Raw genomic sequence first — 14,447 nt, 5'->3', positions numbered from 1 at the left:
CATGAGTCACCTCAACGAGCACGGCATCACCCACCTGCGCCACGTGGACCTCGCGGTCAACGACTACGAGACCCAGCGCTCCTTCTACAAGGAGACGTGGGGCCTGACCGAGGTCGGCACCGACGGCAACCTGTCCTACCTGGCGGCCGAGGGCTCGCCGGAGCAGTACGTCATCCGGTTGCGCCAGTCCGACGACAAGCGCCTGGACCTGATCTCCTTCGGTGCCGCCGACGAGGCCGCCGTCGACGCGCTCGCCGCCACGCTCGCCACCCAGGGCGTCCAGCTGGTCGGCGAGCCCGACCAGCTGCAGACCGCGGGCGGTGGCTACGGCTTCCGGTTCTTCGACATCGACGGCCGGACCGTCGAGATCTCCGCCGACGTCGCGACCCGGCAGCACCGCGCGATCGAGGAGGGCGAGGCGATCCCCGTCCGCATCTCCCACGCGGTGATGAACAGCAACGACCCCAACCGGACCCGCGACTTCTACGCCAACGTGCTCGGCTTCAAGCTGTCGGACACGCTCTGGGGCGAGCACATGGGCGAGATGATGCACTTCATGCGGTGCAACGACTGGCACCACAGCTTCGCGATCGCGCGCGGCCCGCACGCCTCGGTGCACCACGTGTCCTTCGAGATGCGCGGCCTCGACGAGTACATGCGGGGCACCGGCCGGGTGATGCGCGCCGGCATCAAGAAGATCTGGGGTCCCGGTCGCCACAACGCCGGCAACAACACGTTCTCCTACTTCCTCGACCCCAGCGGCAACACGATGGAGTACACGACCGAGCTCGAGAAGATCGAGACCGACGAGTGGCACCCGAGCGTGTACGACATCGCCGACCCGATGACCCAGGACCAGTGGGGCACCGCCGACCCGATGTCCGAGATCATCGCCCGCGACTCGTTCAACGACCCCGACAAGGGCCTCTTCGTCGCGCCGCCGGTCTGATGGATCTGGCAGGCAAGGTCGTCGTCGTCACCGGCGCGGCCCGCGGACAGGGGGCGGCGGAGGTCGCCGCCCTCAGGGCCGCGGGCGCGACAGTGGTCGCGACCGACGTGCTCCCGTTCGAGGGGCGGCACCTCGACGTCACCGACCCCGCCGCGTGGGCATCGTTGGCCTCCTGGGTCGAGAGTGAGCACGGCGCGGTCCACGGCCTGGTCAACAACGCTGGCGTGGCGGCCCGCGAGCGGCTCCCGCACGTCACGCTCGGGACCTGGGACCAGACCTTCGCCATCAACGTGACCGGGCCGATGCTCGGCATCCAGGCACTGGTGCCGCTGATGCCGGCCGGCTCCTCGATCGTCAACATCTGCTCGGTCGCCGCGATGTCCGGCCACGCGGCCGCGGCGTACACCGCCTCGAAGTGGGCGCTGCGCGGCCTCACCCGCTCGGCCTCCCTCGAGCTGGGGTCGCGCGGGATCCGGGTCAACGCCGTGATGCCGGGACTCATCGACACGCCGCTGATGGCGTCGGCCTCGCCGGCGTTCACCGATGCGGCGCTCGCCGAGATCCCGCTCGGTCGCGTCGGGCAGGTCGCCGACATCGCACCGACGATCGTCTTCCTCATGTCCGACGACTCGGCCTACTACAACGGCGCCGAGCTGGTCATCGACGGCGGGCTCACGGCGCACGTGTCCCACAAGGGCATCGCGGACGCGACCAGGCCGCCGGCATGAGGCTCGCTAACCTGCGCCAGGGTGCGGCCGTCGTCGCGGGCGACGCGGCGTACCTGCTGCCGGTGCCGCTCGCCGAGCTGATCCCCCTGGGGCTCGCCCGCGCGCTCGAGATCGGCGCAGAAGCCAAGCGGGGCAAGGCTTTGCGGTACGACGAGGCCGACCTGCTGCTGCCCTACAAGCCGCCGTCCGTGCGCGACTTCGTGACCTTCGAGAGCCACGTGGAGGGCGTACGCCGCAGCGTCGACAACGCCTCCGGCGTGCCCGACGCGTGGTACGACGCCCCCACGTTCTACTTCACCAACCCGCACGCGCTCTACGGTCCGGGTGCCGCGATCCCACGGCCGGTCACCTGCCGGGCGCTGGACTTCGAGCTCGAGGTCGGGGTCGTCCTCGGCGCCGGCGGCTCCTCGCTGACAGAGGCCGAGGCGGAGAAGGCGATCTTCGGCTACACGATCGTCAACGACTGGTCTGCCCGCGACCTCCAGTCGCGGGAGATGCAGGTGGGCCTCGGGCCGGCCAAGGGCAAGGACTTCGCGACCTCGATCGGGCCGTGGATCGTCACGGCCGACGAGCTGCCCTCGCTCGACCTGGAGTGCCGGGTCTCGGTCAACGGCACGCACATCGGCGGCGACCGGCTCTCGCACATGCACTGGACCTTCCCGCAGATGATCGCCTACGCGTCGCGCGACTCGGTCGTGCTCCCCGGCGACCTGCTCGCCTCCGGGACCACCGGTGGCGGGGGCTGCCTGGCCGAGCTCTGGGGCCGGTCCGGGTCCCGGACGCCGCCGCCGCTCGAACCCGGCGACGTCGTACGGATGGACGTCGAGGGGATCGGGACGTTGTCGGGGTCGGTGGCCTGATCCACGCAAAACGTTGTCAGGACCCCCTGACGTTTGACAGGGTTGCCTGACGGGGGGCGGGGGCCGGTCCGACGACGTCACGGGGGTGCGCCGCGGGCCGGCCCCGATCCGTGGCTCAGGCGCTGCCGAGCTGTCGGTCCGGCGCGTCCGCGGCCGGGACCTCGCTCCGCGCGAACCGCTCCCACGCGGCCTGGCGGGAGATCCCGAGCGCCTTGCCCACCTCGGCCCAGGAGAGCTTGCGCGACCGCGCCAGCTGCACCCACTCCACCAGGAATGCGTCCACCTGGTCGCCGGTCTGCGTGATCAGGCTGAGCTTCCCGAGGACGTCGGCGTCCGACATCGTCTCCCACGGGGGCGGCGCGACGACCCCCGTGTCCCGGACCGCGTCCAGCATGCCCTTGTAGTAGTCGACGCAGTCGCCGCACATGAAGGCACCCAGCCCGCCGACCAGCGGCTTGCCCGTCTGGCCCTGCTCACCGCAGAACGAGCAGCACTTCTTGCTGGAGTCCACGTCCACGCGGGGCATCGTCCCACGGAGCGCGCCGGTCAGCCCGGTCGCAGGACGTAGAACTCGGTGAACTCCCGGCAGCGCCCCTCGGCGTCGAACCTCATCAGGAAGCAGTTGTCGTAGACCTGGTGCACCGGTCCGCCGGGCTGCTTGCGGTACGTCGTCGAGCCCTGGGCCACGACGACGTCGCCGTCGACCGCGACCGGTGCGTACGCCGCCTGGTACGTGCCCGGCTCGTCCCGCGTCGACGCCGTGCCGCCCGCGTCGTCGTGCAACCAGGACGCGACGACGGCCTCCCGGCCGACGATCGGCTCGTCGTACGGGTGGTAGCGGTAGACGACGTCGTCCGAGAAGAGCGCACCGATCTCGGTCGGGTCGTACTGAGCCAGGCGGCGACGTACCGGTCGAGCCACTCCTGGGCGCTGGTGCGGTCCATGTCGGCACGGTACGCCGGCCGCCGTGGCAGTGTCGGCCTGTGACCGGCTAGCCCCGTCGGGTCAGGACGGCATCGCGCTGAGCGCGCCCCCGTCGGCGACGAACACCGAGCCGTTGACGTAGGAGCTCTCGGGCGAGGCCAGGAACCCGACGACGGCCGCGATCTCGTCGGGCTCGCCGACGGTGCCGCGCAGGTTGCCCCGGCCCAGCATGTCGACGTGCTCGCCGAGCATGGTCTCGGTCCCGGCCGTGCGCGTCGGGCCCGGCGAGACGGCATTGACCCGGATGCCCTGCGCAGCGAACTCCGTCGCCCAGGAGCGGGTGAGGAGCTCGACGGCCGCCTTGGACGCGCCGTACGCCGCGCCGATCGGCGCCGGTGAGGTGGCCGCGGTCGAGGTGACGTTGATGATCGACCCGTGGCCGCGCTCGACCATGGCCGGAGCCAGGGCGCCGACGAGCACGAACGGCGCGCGGGTGTTGATCGCGAAGTGCAGGTCGAAGCTGGCCGCGTCGGTGTCGGGCGTGCTGGTGAACGCGTAGATGCCGGCGTTGTTGACCAGGATGTCCACCCGGCCGGAGGCGGCCGCGAGCCGCCGGGTGTCGTCGGCGTCGCTGAGGTCCGCGGTGATCAGCCGTGCGCTGCCCCCGGCCGCCGCGATCTCGTCGACGACGACGGCGCCCCGTGCCGCGTCGCGTCCGTGGACGATGACGTCGGCGCCGAGGCCCGCGAGGCGGAGCGCGATGGCGCGGCCGATGCCGGCGGTCGCGCCGGTGACGAGGGCGGTCTGTCCGCTGAGCGTGCGCGGGGAGCTGTCGGGAGTCATGAGGCACCTTCTGTCGAGAATGGGTTGAGTGACCCATTCTTGCACGTTCTGGGTCGGGCAACCCAGAACGGCTAGGATGACGCCATGACGGAGCGGACGCTGACGCGCAAGGGCCAGGCGACCCGGGAGCGCATCGTCGCGGCCGCGACCGAGCTGATCGCCCGGCAGGGAGTCGCGGGCACGAGCACCGAGCAGGTCCGCGACGCGGCGGGGGTCAGCGGCTCGCAGCTGTACCACTACTTCGACAGCAAGCAGGCCCTCATCCGTGCGGTCATCACCCGCCAGGCCGACGCCGTCGGCGACGCCGACGGGCTGCCCCGGCTCGGCGCGCTCGACAGCTTCGACGCCCTCCAGGCGTGGGCGGACGCGGCGATCGAGCGGCAGGCCGAGAACGGCGGCCGCGGCGAGTGCAGCCTGGGCACGCTCGCCGCCGAGCTGAGCGTGAGCGACGAGGACTCCCGGGCCGAGCTCTCCACGGGCTTCCTCCGGTGGAAGGACCTCCTGCACGACGGTCTCCACCGGATGCAGGAGCGCGGCGAGCTGCGCGCCGACGCCGACCTCGACCAGCTCGCCTACGCGCTCCTGGCCGCGCTGCAGGGAGGCACGCTCATGTCGCAGACGCTGCGCAGCACGGACCCGTTCCGGGCGTCCATGGCCGCCGCGCTCGCCTACGTGCGGTCCTTCGAGGTCGGCTAGCCGGGCAGGGCGACCTCGCCCCGGATGTCGCCGAGCCCCCGCGCGACCAGCAGCCGGCCGGTCGTCAAAGGCCGCCACGCGCCGTCGTCCCACGTGCGCGCGGCGCGCGGGTCGCAGGTGACCTCGACGGTGACGGACCCGCCGGCCGCGACGTCGACCGTGGTCCAGCCGGCCAGGCGGATCGGCTGGTCGTCCTCGGCCGGGTCGAGGTAGACCTGCACCACCTCGCGGGAGTCGCGGGCGGAGGTGTTGGTGAGCTCGACGGAGACCACCGAGCCGGCCAGGGTGACGGCGCCGTACTCCCACTCGCCGTAGCCCAACCCCTGCCCGAACCAGTACGCCGGCGCCGGCGCCCGCCGGGCGGCGTACCCCCGGTAGCCGACGTAGACCCCCTCGTCGTACGTCAGCCGCCCGTCCGTCGGGGTCACGTCCCAGGCGGGGGAGGCACCGTCCGCGGAGGGGAACGAGGTGACCAGGCGGCCGGCCGGCTCGATGTCGCCCAGCAGGGCGGCGGCGACGGCGTGGCCGCCCTCCTGGCCAGGCAGCCCGGCCCAGAGGATCGCGTCCACCTCTCCGGCCCACGGCATCAGGACCGGCGTGGCGGCGTTGACCACCACGACGGTACGGCGGGCCGCGGCGGCGACCGCCGAGACGAGCTCGTCCTGGCGGCCCGGGAGGGCGAGCGTCGACTTGTCGAAGGCCTCGGTCTCCTGCTCCTCGGTCAGCCCGACGACCACGACGGCGACCTCGGCGGTGGCGGCGGCAGCGACCGCGGCGGCGATCGCCTCGTCGTCGGTCGGGGGAGTGGGCTCGGCGACCAGCCCGAGCCGGGCCCAGCCACCGAGGGTCAGGTCGGCCACGAGCTCGGTCGGCTCGGACAGCACCACGTCGGTCTGCCAGCCCGGCGGGCGCAGGAAGTCGCCGCCGATGTCGCTGGACTCGGAGTCGAGCGTGACGTCGAAGGTCGACGACCCGATGGTCACGGTCGCGGTCCCCACGCCGAGCACGCCGACCCGCATCGCACCTGCCGGCACGACGGCGGACAGGACGACCCGCGTGACCGGCTCCGGGAGCTCCTGGTCGGGCATGAAGCCGACCGTCTTCGCCTCCTCCGACACCGCGTCCGACAACAGCGCGCCGGACGCGCCGTACAGCCGGACCCGCATGCGGAAGTCGCCGGCCCGGGGGCGCACGCGGACGGCGACACCGTCGACCACCGTGACGCCGTCGGTCGCACCGACCAGGCCGTCGGCGATGCTCACCTCGTGCGGCGCCCGCACCGCCGCGGAGCCGCCGCCCATGCACGCGGTCTCGAGCGCCGGCCGGCCGATCAGCGCGATCGGTGCGCCCCGGGTCAGCGGCAGCGCGCCGTCGTTCTCGAGCACCGTCATGCCCTCCGCGGCGAGCCGCGTCAGCTGCTCCCGGCGCACGGCGCCTCCCGGCTCGGGCACGTCGGTGCGCCACGCGCGAGGCGTGTCGATCGCACCCACGCGGGCGGCCAGCAGGAGCAGCCGCCGCAGGTGGTCGTCGACGACGGCCTCGTCGACCTCGCCGGCCTGCACGGCCGCGACCAGCGCCGGACCCCACGGGCCCGTCGGCCCCGGCATCACCAGGTCGAGACCGCCGTTGGCGGCGGGGCCTGCCGTCCGCGTCGCGAACCAGTCCGACATCAGCAGCCCGCGCCAGTCCCACTCGCCCTTCACGATCCCGTTGTTGACCGGGCCCTGCTCGGTCGCGGGGATCCCGTTGACGTCGTTGTAGGCCGCCATCAGCGACCACGGGTCGGCGTCCTCGACGGCGATCTCGAACGGCAGCAGGTAGAGCTCCCGCAGGGTCCGCTCGTCCACGACGCTGTCGACCCCGTGGCGCTCGGTCTCGGACTCGTTGGCGACCAGGTGCTTCACGCAGGCGCCGATGCCCTGCGACTGCATGCCGGAGACGTACGCCGCGGCGAGGTGGCCGGTCAGCAGCGGGTCCTCGGAGTAGGCCTCGAAGAGCCGTCCGCCCAACGGGCTCCGGTGCAGGTTGACCGTCGGTCCGAGGACCACGTGGATGTGCTGGCGCTCCGCCTCCTCGGCGAGCAGCCGGCCCACCTCCTGCGCGGTCTCGGTGCGCCACGACGACGCGAGCAGGGTGGCGTTGGGGAAGAGCGACATCAGCGGGCCGCCGGTGAAGTCGAGCCCGCGCACCCCCGTCGGCCCGTCGGAGAACGCCATCGGTGCCAGCCCGATCTCGTCGTCCCCGCGAAGGGTGAACATCGTGGCCCCGGTCAGCAGCCGGACCTTGCGCTCGAGGGTCAGGCGGCCCAGCCGCTCGTCAAGAGTTGCGTCGTCCATGCCGCTCACCCTGCCACTCGCGGGTCCCCGTGGCGGTGAACCGACCTAGCTCCGGTACCGCTTTACCAGGTCGGCGTACACCCCGGCGCTGGGCTTGGGCGTCCGCTCGAAGGTCTCGCGGTCGACCTCGTGCAGGCCGAGGTGGTGGGCGTAGCCGAAGACCCACTCGAAGTTGTCGAGCAGCGTCCAGTGGAGGTAGCCGAGGACCGGCACGCCCTCGGCCATCACGTCGTGCAGCCCGACGAGCGACGGCTCGATGAAGGAGGCCCGCAGCGAGTCGTCGTCGACGGAGATGCCGTGCTCGGTCACCAGGATCGGCACCCCGGTGGACTCGTGGGCGTAGCGGACCGCGCCGGCCAGCGAGAGCGGCTCGATCGCCGTCCCCATCTGGTTGACCGGGGTCCCCTCCGGCGGCGACACCTGGCCGTGCGCGTCGTAGGGGACGCGCTCGTAGTTCTGCACCCCCAGGAAGTCGTCGCCTCGGGCGAGCTCGAGCCAGCGCTGGTAGCACTCGGCGCGCTTGCCGTCGCGCACGGTCGGGTCGTCACCGTCGACGACGTCGTCCATGATCGCGAGGGAGAAGCCGACCGGAAGGTCGGGGCGCCGCGCCTTGATCGCGGCCTTGCCCGCGAGGTGGCCGGCGGTCAGGCCGTCCTCCATCGCGTCGAGCTCCTCGGGCAGGACCACGTTGCCGAGCCGGTACGCCGCGACGCCGGCCTTCTCGCTCGCGGCCTCGAGCGTCGCGCGCTCGACCTGGCGCACGAAGTCGGGCAGGTTCAGCCACGACAGCACGTGCGGCAGGTTGGGCTCGTTGAGGGTGACGGCGTAGGCGATCCGGTCGCCGAACCGCGCCATCACCTGGTCGCAGTAGCGGGCGAAGAGCGTCGGCGCCTCCGGGTCCAACCAACTGCCGCGCATCGCGAACCAGTGGGGCGCCGTGAAGTGGCTGAAGGTCACGACCGGGGCGAGGCCCTGCGCCACGCACTCGTCGACCATCGCCTCGTAGCGGTCGAGCGCGGCCTCGTCGTACGTCCCCTCGGCCGGCTCGATGCGGGCCCACTCGACGGAGAAGCGGTACGACGTCAGGCCCATCGCGACGACCAGGCCGATGTCCTCGCGCCAGCGGTTCCAGCTGTCGCAGGCCTTCCCGGACGGCTCGCTGAAGACGCTCGGCGAGACGAGCTCGGCGTACCAGGTGTCACTGGTGCTGTTGTCGCCCTCGATCTGGTGGCCGGCGCCGGCGGCGCCCCAGAGGAAGTCGGTGGGGAAGCTGAGGTCCGTCATGCCCCCAGCCAACGTGAGACCGCGGTCACAGGGAAGGCGGGATCACGGATACCTCACATCAGCCCACGCGGCGCTTGTCCGCCTCGACGATGACTGCGTCGAGCCGCTTGCGGGTGGCGACCAGCTGGCGTGCCTGGACGTCGATGCGGGCACGCTCGGCCCGGAGGCGCTCGAGCATGGCGGGGGTCGTGGTGCCGGAGTAGAGGCACGGCATCAGCTGGACGACGTTGCGGCTGGTGACGCCGGCGGCGAAGAGGACCTGGATCAGGCGGACCCGGTCGACCGCGTCCTCGTCGTACGTCCGATGACCGCCGGAGGTGCGCGAGGAGAGCAGCATGCCCTGCTCCTCGTAGTAGCGCAGCGAGCGGACGCTGGCGCCCGTCCGCTCGGCCAGCTCACCGATCCGCAACACGTCTACCTCCAGGACTTGAACCTCACATCAATGTCAGATCCTACGCTCGTCACATGAACATCGAGAACGCCACCGTCCTGATCACCGGAGCCAACCGCGGACTGGGTCGCCACTTCGCCCAGCAGGCCCTCGAGCGGGGTGCCGCGAAGGTCTACGCCACCGCCCGTCGACCCGAGACGGTCGACCTCCCCGGGGTCGAGCCGCTCCGCCTCGACATCACCGACCCGGCCGACGTTGCCGCCGTCGCCGCCGTGGCGACCGACGTCGACCTCCTCGTCAACAACGCCGGCATCTCGATGGCCCAGGGCCTCGTCACCGGTGACCTCGAGCTGATCCGCGCCGAGCTCGACGTGCACTTCTGGGGGACACTCGCGATGACGCGGGCCTTCGCCCCGATCCTCGCCGCCAACGGGGGTGGCGCGATCCTCAACGTGATGTCCGCGCTGTCCTTCCGGGTCTACCCCGGGAGCGGGTCGTACGCCGTCGCGAAGGCGGCCGAGTGGGCCCTCACCAACAGCGTCCGTCTCGAGCTGGCCGCCCAGGGCACCCTGGTGACCGGCGTCCACCTGGCGGCCACCGACACCGACATGATGGCCGGCTGGGACATCCCGAAGAACGACCCCGCCGACGTCGTACGCCTCGCGCTGGACGGCCTGGTCGCCGGTGCCCTGGAGGTGCTCGCCGACAGCGACACCCGTGAGGTCAAGCAGCTGCTCTCGTCCCCGCCGGAGGAGCTCTACGCGCCGTTCCTCGAGGCACCCTCCGCCTGACGCGCTCAGACGTCGGCGACGAGCGGGGCCACCTCCGTGCCGAGCAGCTCGATCCCGCGGAGTAGGTCGTCGTGGGCGAGGCGGGGGTTGGTCATCTGCAGCGACAGACGGTCGACCCCGCCGAGCTGGTCGGAGACCCGCCGGATCTTGTCGGCGACCGTCTGGGGGTCGCCGAGGAAGAAGGCTCCGTTGGGCCCCGATGTGGCGTCGAACTGCTGCCGGGTCGGGGTCGCGAAGCCTCGCTCGCGGGAGACCTTCGTGAACATCTCGTGCCAACCGGGGTAGATGGTGTCCGCGGCCTGCGAGGTGCTCTCACCGACGAAGCCGAAGACGTGGAGCCCCACCTGCAGCTGCTCCGGGGAGTGACCGGCCTCGGCGCCGGCCCGCCGGTAGAGGTCGACGAGCGGCGCGAACTGCCGGGGCTCGCCGCCGATGATCGCGACCATCAGCGGCAGTCCCAGCAGCCCTGCGCGGACGAAGGACTCGGGAGTGCCGCCGACGCCGACCCAGATCGGCAGCGGGTCCTGGACCGGGCGCGGGTAGATCCGCTGGCGGACCAGCGGCGGCCGGTGCCGACCGGACCAGGTGACCTCGTCCTGGTCGCGGATCTGCAGGAGCAGCTCGAGCTTCTCCGAGAAGAGCGAGTCGTAGTCGGCGAGGTCGAGACCGAACAGCGGGAAGGCCTCGGTGAACGACCCGCGGCCCACGACGAGGTCGATCCGGCCCTTCGAGATGAGGTCCAGGGTGGCGAACTGCTGGAACAGGCGGACCGGGTCGACCGCGCTGAGCACGGCCACCGCGCTGCCGAGCCGGATCCGCTCGGTCCGGGCTGCGGCCGCGGCCAGGATCACCGGAGGGGCGGAGTCGTAGTACTCGCTGCGGTGGTGCTCGCCGATCCCGAACGAGTAGAGCCCGCTGCGGTCCGCCAGCTCGATCTCCTCGAGGAGGTGCTCGATCCGCTCAGCGGGCCCGACGACGTGGCCGGTGGTCGGATCGGTGACGGTGGAGACGAAGCTGTCGATGCCCACGTGCATGGGGTGGCCTCTCGCTTGATGCGGACCCGAGCGGTCCTGGTCCAGGATTCAACCATCCGCGGGGGCGTTCCCTTCCCGATCCGATACCTCGCATCAGCACAGGCGCGTTCCGGTCGGGAGTGACGACCGGCACAGTAGCGGGCATGTTCGAGTACTTCACCGGCCCCAAGTACGTCTGGAACCTCGGCGTCTGCGCGACGCTCAACAACGGCGGCGCGATCGACGAGGTCGACCGGGCCTGCCGACCCGCGCGGGAGGCCGCCGACGTCAACTCGGGCAGCAAGGTCTTCATGCGGTCGTGGAAGGCCGTCGCCGACCAGCTCGCCGACCAGGCGCGCGCCTCGGAGGCCGCCGGCCACCTGCGTACGGCGGGCCAGCAGTGGTACCGCTCCGGCCTCTACGTCTGTCAGGCCGAGCGGATGCTGAGCAACGCCGACCCGGGCCGCCGGGAGTTCTACCAGCAGGCGCTGGACGCGTTCGCTAAGGTCTTCGAGATCGCCGACCCCGCCACCAGCCGGGTCGAGATCCCCTTCGAGGGCACCACCCTCCCGGCGTACTTCTCCAACGCGAGCAAGGCCGGCGAGCCGGTCCCGACCGTGATCATGTGGAACGGCCTGGACTCCACCAAGGAGCACATGTACACCTCCGGCTGGGCGCAGGAGATGCGCGAGCGTGGCGTCTCCGTGCTGATGATCGACAACCCCGGCTCGGGGGAGGCGCTGCGCTTCCAGGAACTGAAGAGCCGGATCGAGTCCGAGGACTGGGCCACGGCGCAGGTCGACTGGCTCGAGTCCCGCCCCGACGTCGACAGCGACCGGATCGGCCTCGTGGGCTGGTCGCTCGGCGGCTACTACGTCCCGCGCGCGGCGGCGTACGAGAAGCGGATCAAGCTCATCGCCGTGTGGGGCGCCAACCACAACTGGGGCGAGGTGCAGAAGAAGCGGCTCCAGCGTGAGGGCGAGAACCCGGTGCCGCACTACTGGGAGCACGTCCTGTGGGTGTGGGGCTTCGACGACGTCGAGAAGTTCATCGAGTACGCCGAGGGCGTCCACCTCAACGGCGTCGTCGACGAGATCACCGTCCCGTTCCTGATCGCGCACGGCGCCAACGACCGCCAGATCTCGGTGGACTACGCGCACCAGTCCTACGACCAGGCGGTCCGCAGCCCGAAGCGGGAGCTGCGGATCTTCACGGTGGAGGAGGGCGCTGCCGAGCACGTCGGGCTCGACCACATGCCGCACATCAACGCGTACGTCGCCGACTGGGTCGAGGACACGCTGGCCGAGCTGTGACTCTCGCCGGGAAGGTCGCCCTGATCACCGGCACCGCCGGGGGCCAGGGCCTGGCCGCTGCGCGGCTCTTCGAGGAGGCGGGCGCGACCGTCGTCGGCTGCGACATCGCGCCGAGCGACGGCTCGGAGCCGGTCGACCTGACCGACGAGGACGCCGTACGCCGCTGGGTCGACGGCGCCGCGTCCGAGCACGGCGGCATCGACATCCTCTACGCCAACGCGGGTGCCACCCGCTTCGGTCCGATCGAGCAGATCACCAAGCAGGACTGGGAGTTCAACCTCCGCCACGAGCTCGACGTCGTCTTCTACCCGGTCAAGCACGCATGGCCGCACCTCAAGCGCTCGGGCGTAGGCGCGGTGGTCCTGGTCGGGTCGACGGCCGGCATCTCGGGCTCGGTGACCAACGCCCGCGTCGCCCACACCGTCACGAAGGGCGGGGTCGTCGCGCTGACCAAGCAGCTCGCGGCCGAGGGAGCGCCGTACGGCATCCGGGTCAACTGCGTCAGCCCCGGGATGATCGAGACGCCGGCGACCAGGGCGGACCTGCTCGCCGACGACCACCCGATGCGCCACATCGCCACCGCGATCCCGCTCGGCCGGATCGGCCAGGCGGCCGAGGTCGCCCGGTGCGCGCGCTTTCTCGCCTCCGACGAGGCGTCCTACGTCACCGGGGCCAACCTCGTCGTGGACGGCGGCTGGTCGGCCGTCCTGCCAGGTGCCACGATCGGGACGTGAGGGTCGGACGCTGGCTGCGGGCGCACCCCAGCGACGTCGTCGACTACTTCGTGTACGTCGTGGTGCTCAACCTCGCGGTCGAGCACCTGCCCCGGGTGCTGAGCGAGGGCTTCACGCTCAGCCTGCTGACCGCCCTGCTGCTGAAGGTCGCGCTCGAGGTGGTGCTGGTCGTCAAGGCGCGCGTCGTCGCGCGCTTCCGCGCGGCGCAGACGCCGGTGGGCAAGGTCGCGGCGGGCCTGCTCGTCTGGGTGGTGGCCGCGGGCAGCAAGCTGGTCGTGCTCTGGCTGGTCGACCTCGTCTTCGGCGACAGGGTCAGCCTCGGCGGCTTCCTCTCGGTCACCCTGCTGGTCGTCTGCCTCCTGCTGTCCCGCGCCGGCGTACGCCGGCTGCTGGACCAGCCGGGCACGACTACCCCAGGGTCGAGGAACGGGCCACCAGCTCGGGCGTAAAGAGGACCTGCCGGTGGGTGTGGTCCGGGTTGGACGCCTCGTCGAGCACCAGCTCGGCAGCCGTGCGGCCGAGCAGCTGACGCGGCTGCCGCACGGACGTGAGAGGTACGGCGGCGGCCGCCGCGAACTCGATGTCGTCGTAGCCCACGATGCCCAGCTCCTCGGGCACGCGTACGCCCGAGGAGATCGCGTGCTGGAGCAGGCCGAGCGCCAGCAGGTCGTTGACGCAGAACGCGGCCGTCGGCCGGCGGCGCACGGGCAGTCCGGCCAGGCGGGCACCGGCCTCGCGACCTTCGGCGACGGTCATCGCCGACGTCTCCACCCAGGTCAGCGACTCGGCCGGCCGGCCGGCCGCGGCCCAGGCCTCGCGCGCACCCTGGAGCCGGTCCCGCACCTGGCCGAGGTGGGCCGGCCCGCCGACGTAGGCGACCCGGGTGTGGCCGCGGTCGAGGAGGTGCTCGATGGCCAGCTTGCCGCCGAGGACGTCGTCGACCGCGACCGAGCAGAAGGACTGGTCGGAGCGGGTGCGGTCGACGACCACGACGGGGGTGCCGCGCTGCGCGACCTCGTCGAGCGTCGGCGAGTCCGGGTCGATCGGGGTGACCAGGAGCCCCTGGACGCGCTGCTGCTCGAGCAGGGTGAGGTGCGAGGCCTCGCGCTCGGCGGAGTTGCGGCTGTTGCAGAGCACCAGCGAGAGGCCGGCCGCCTCGGCCGCCTCGTCGATGCCGGCCGACACGTCGGTGAAGAAGGGGTTGGCGGCGTCGAGCATGACGTAGGCGAGCGTCCGGCTGGTCCCCGCGCGGAGCTGCCGGGCCGACTCGTTGCGCACGAAGCCCAGGTCCAGCATCGCCCGCTGCACCTTCTCGCGGGTCTCCGGGCTGACCCGGTCGGGCCGGTTGAGGACGTTGGAGACCGTTCCGAGGGAGACGCCCGCCGCGGCCGCGACGTCCTTGACGGACGCGCTCCGGCTCCCGGGCTCGCGGTGCGCCATGGTGCTCCCCCTTCGCTGAAACGATCAACGACACCTTAGAGGCGACCACGCTCGCTCGCCGGAACTTTCGTGTCCTGACCGTTACGCGGAGATTTCGACGAATCGGTTGACGGCTGTGATCGCAGTCACCTACGGTACCGAACAT

General features: G+C 71.8%; 16 protein-coding genes. 8 read left to right on the top strand and 8 right to left on the bottom strand.

Features of this window, described 5'->3' with window-relative positions; genetic code table 11:
- Position 1: 1 nt before the first annotated feature.
- The 3 genes from ABEA34_RS10185 to ABEA34_RS10175 are packed head-to-tail and all read left to right on the top strand — an operon-like array spanning position 2 to position 2,537.
- Positions 2 to 949, top strand: coding sequence for a VOC family protein (locus ABEA34_RS10185; protein WP_345521141.1), 948 nt, complete (start codon positions 2 to 4; stop codon positions 947 to 949).
- Positions 949 to 1,677 (top strand): SDR family NAD(P)-dependent oxidoreductase, encoded by a 729-nt coding sequence (locus ABEA34_RS10180; protein WP_345521140.1) that lies wholly within the window; start codon positions 949 to 951, stop codon positions 1,675 to 1,677. Before ABEA34_RS10185 ends, ABEA34_RS10180 begins: the two co-directional genes overlap by 1 nt.
- On the top strand, positions 1,674 to 2,537 hold the full coding sequence (locus tag ABEA34_RS10175) for a fumarylacetoacetate hydrolase family protein (RefSeq protein ID WP_345521139.1): 864 nt from the start codon (positions 1,674 to 1,676) through the stop codon (positions 2,535 to 2,537). The genes ABEA34_RS10180 and ABEA34_RS10175 overlap by 4 nt, the downstream gene beginning before the upstream one ends.
- 115 nt (positions 2,538 to 2,652) lie before the next feature.
- On the opposite strand, the gene ABEA34_RS10170 is transcribed toward ABEA34_RS10175, so the two are convergent.
- From ABEA34_RS10170 to ABEA34_RS10160, 3 genes are all read right to left on the bottom strand, one after another.
- A complete protein-coding gene (locus ABEA34_RS10170) occupies positions 2,653 to 3,054 on the bottom strand; it encodes a ClpX C4-type zinc finger protein (protein WP_345521138.1) in 402 nt (133 codons plus the stop codon).
- Positions 3,055 to 3,083: 29 nt separating this feature from the next.
- Positions 3,084 to 3,458: a nuclear transport factor 2 family protein gene (locus ABEA34_RS10165; protein WP_345521137.1), complete on the bottom strand. Its 375-nt coding sequence runs from the start codon at positions 3,456 to 3,458 to the stop codon at positions 3,084 to 3,086.
- Positions 3,459 to 3,542: 84 nt separating this feature from the next.
- Positions 3,543 to 4,304 carry an SDR family NAD(P)-dependent oxidoreductase gene (locus tag ABEA34_RS10160; protein WP_345521136.1) on the bottom strand — a complete coding sequence of 254 codons (762 nt, stop codon included), beginning with the start codon at positions 4,302 to 4,304 and terminating at the stop codon, positions 3,543 to 3,545.
- A gap of 84 nt (positions 4,305 to 4,388) precedes the next feature.
- Here ABEA34_RS10160 and ABEA34_RS10155 point away from each other — a divergent pair, with 84 nt between their 5' ends.
- Complete coding sequence (locus ABEA34_RS10155; RefSeq protein WP_345521135.1) at positions 4,389 to 5,000, top strand: TetR/AcrR family transcriptional regulator; 612 nt, start codon at positions 4,389 to 4,391, stop codon at positions 4,998 to 5,000.
- Here the strand turns inward: ABEA34_RS10155 and ABEA34_RS10150 are convergent.
- From ABEA34_RS10150 to ABEA34_RS10140, 3 genes are read right to left on the bottom strand one after another with little or no spacing between them, the layout of a single operon-like run.
- The gene (locus tag ABEA34_RS10150) at positions 4,997 to 7,336 is read right to left on the bottom strand and encodes a glycoside hydrolase family 3 protein (protein ID WP_345521134.1); all 2,340 of its coding nucleotides are present in this window, start codon (positions 7,334 to 7,336) and stop codon (positions 4,997 to 4,999) included. The genes ABEA34_RS10155 and ABEA34_RS10150 overlap by 4 nt on opposite strands.
- Positions 7,337 to 7,381: 45 nt before the next feature.
- Positions 7,382 to 8,620 carry a glycoside hydrolase family 1 protein gene (locus tag ABEA34_RS10145; protein ID WP_345521133.1) on the bottom strand — a complete coding sequence of 413 codons (1,239 nt, stop codon included), beginning with the start codon at positions 8,618 to 8,620 and terminating at the stop codon, positions 7,382 to 7,384.
- A 58-nt stretch (positions 8,621 to 8,678) separates the two neighbouring features.
- A complete protein-coding gene (locus ABEA34_RS10140) occupies positions 8,679 to 9,032 on the bottom strand; it encodes a MerR family transcriptional regulator (protein ID WP_345521132.1) in 354 nt (117 codons plus the stop codon).
- Positions 9,033 to 9,085: 53 nt separating this feature from the next.
- Between ABEA34_RS10140 and ABEA34_RS10135 the strand changes: the two genes are divergently transcribed.
- Positions 9,086 to 9,802 carry an SDR family oxidoreductase gene (locus ABEA34_RS10135; RefSeq protein WP_345521131.1) on the top strand — a complete coding sequence of 239 codons (717 nt, stop codon included), beginning with the start codon at positions 9,086 to 9,088 and terminating at the stop codon, positions 9,800 to 9,802.
- 5 nt (positions 9,803 to 9,807) lie between these two features.
- On the opposite strand, the gene ABEA34_RS10130 is transcribed toward ABEA34_RS10135, so the two are convergent.
- Positions 9,808 to 10,836, bottom strand: a complete 1,029-nt coding sequence (locus ABEA34_RS10130) for an LLM class flavin-dependent oxidoreductase (protein WP_345521130.1) — start codon at positions 10,834 to 10,836, stop codon at positions 9,808 to 9,810.
- 143 nt (positions 10,837 to 10,979) lie between these two features.
- On the opposite strand from ABEA34_RS10130, the gene ABEA34_RS10125 reads away from it, so the two are divergent.
- Genes ABEA34_RS10125 through ABEA34_RS10115 form a run of 3 tightly spaced genes read left to right on the top strand, consistent with a single transcriptional unit; the run spans position 10,980 to position 13,311 of the window.
- A complete protein-coding gene (locus tag ABEA34_RS10125) occupies positions 10,980 to 12,128 on the top strand; it encodes an alpha/beta hydrolase family protein (protein ID WP_345521129.1) in 1,149 nt (382 codons plus the stop codon).
- A complete protein-coding gene (locus ABEA34_RS10120; protein WP_345521128.1) occupies positions 12,125 to 12,862 on the top strand; it encodes an SDR family NAD(P)-dependent oxidoreductase in 738 nt (245 codons plus the stop codon). Before ABEA34_RS10125 ends, ABEA34_RS10120 begins: the two co-directional genes overlap by 4 nt.
- On the top strand, positions 12,859 to 13,311 hold the full coding sequence (locus ABEA34_RS10115) for a hypothetical protein (protein ID WP_345521127.1): 453 nt from the start codon (positions 12,859 to 12,861) through the stop codon (positions 13,309 to 13,311). Before ABEA34_RS10120 ends, ABEA34_RS10115 begins: the two co-directional genes overlap by 4 nt.
- On the opposite strand, the gene ABEA34_RS10110 is transcribed toward ABEA34_RS10115, so the two are convergent.
- The gene (locus tag ABEA34_RS10110; protein ID WP_345521126.1) at positions 13,271 to 14,302 is read right to left on the bottom strand and encodes a LacI family DNA-binding transcriptional regulator; all 1,032 of its coding nucleotides are present in this window, start codon (positions 14,300 to 14,302) and stop codon (positions 13,271 to 13,273) included. The genes ABEA34_RS10115 and ABEA34_RS10110 overlap by 41 nt on opposite strands.
- Positions 14,303 to 14,447: the final 145 nt, after the last annotated feature.

The sequence above is a fragment of the Nocardioides conyzicola genome (genome assembly GCF_039543825.1).
GTDB lineage: Bacteria > Actinomycetota > Actinomycetes > Propionibacteriales > Nocardioidaceae > Nocardioides > Nocardioides conyzicola.
Note: the sequence above shows the minus strand (reverse complement) of the source record. Positions and strands in the feature narration are given on the sequence as shown.

Bases quoted from the DNA above. Each gene is read 5' to 3' on its own strand.
- ABEA34_RS10185 (WP_345521141.1), top strand. From the start codon at position 2: ATGAGTCACCTCAACGAGCACGGCATCACCCACCTGCGCCACGTGGAC.
- ABEA34_RS10180 (WP_345521140.1), top strand. From the start codon at position 949: ATGGATCTGGCAGGCAAGGTCGTCGTCGTCACCGGCGCGGCCCGCGGA.
- ABEA34_RS10175 (WP_345521139.1), top strand. From the start codon at position 1,674: ATGAGGCTCGCTAACCTGCGCCAGGGTGCGGCCGTCGTCGCGGGCGAC.
- ABEA34_RS10160 (WP_345521136.1), bottom strand. From the start codon at position 4,304: ATGACTCCCGACAGCTCCCCGCGCACGCTCAGCGGACAGACCGCCCTC.
- ABEA34_RS10155 (WP_345521135.1), top strand. From the start codon at position 4,389: ATGACGGAGCGGACGCTGACGCGCAAGGGCCAGGCGACCCGGGAGCGC.
- ABEA34_RS10150 (WP_345521134.1), bottom strand. From the start codon at position 7,336: ATGGACGACGCAACTCTTGACGAGCGGCTGGGCCGCCTGACCCTCGAG.
- ABEA34_RS10145 (WP_345521133.1), bottom strand. From the start codon at position 8,620: ATGACGGACCTCAGCTTCCCCACCGACTTCCTCTGGGGCGCCGCCGGC.
- ABEA34_RS10135 (WP_345521131.1), top strand. From the start codon at position 9,086: ATGAACATCGAGAACGCCACCGTCCTGATCACCGGAGCCAACCGCGGA.
- ABEA34_RS10130 (WP_345521130.1), bottom strand. From the start codon at position 10,836: ATGCACGTGGGCATCGACAGCTTCGTCTCCACCGTCACCGATCCGACC.
- ABEA34_RS10125 (WP_345521129.1), top strand. From the start codon at position 10,980: ATGTTCGAGTACTTCACCGGCCCCAAGTACGTCTGGAACCTCGGCGTC.
- ABEA34_RS10110 (WP_345521126.1), bottom strand. From the start codon at position 14,302: ATGGCGCACCGCGAGCCCGGGAGCCGGAGCGCGTCCGTCAAGGACGTC.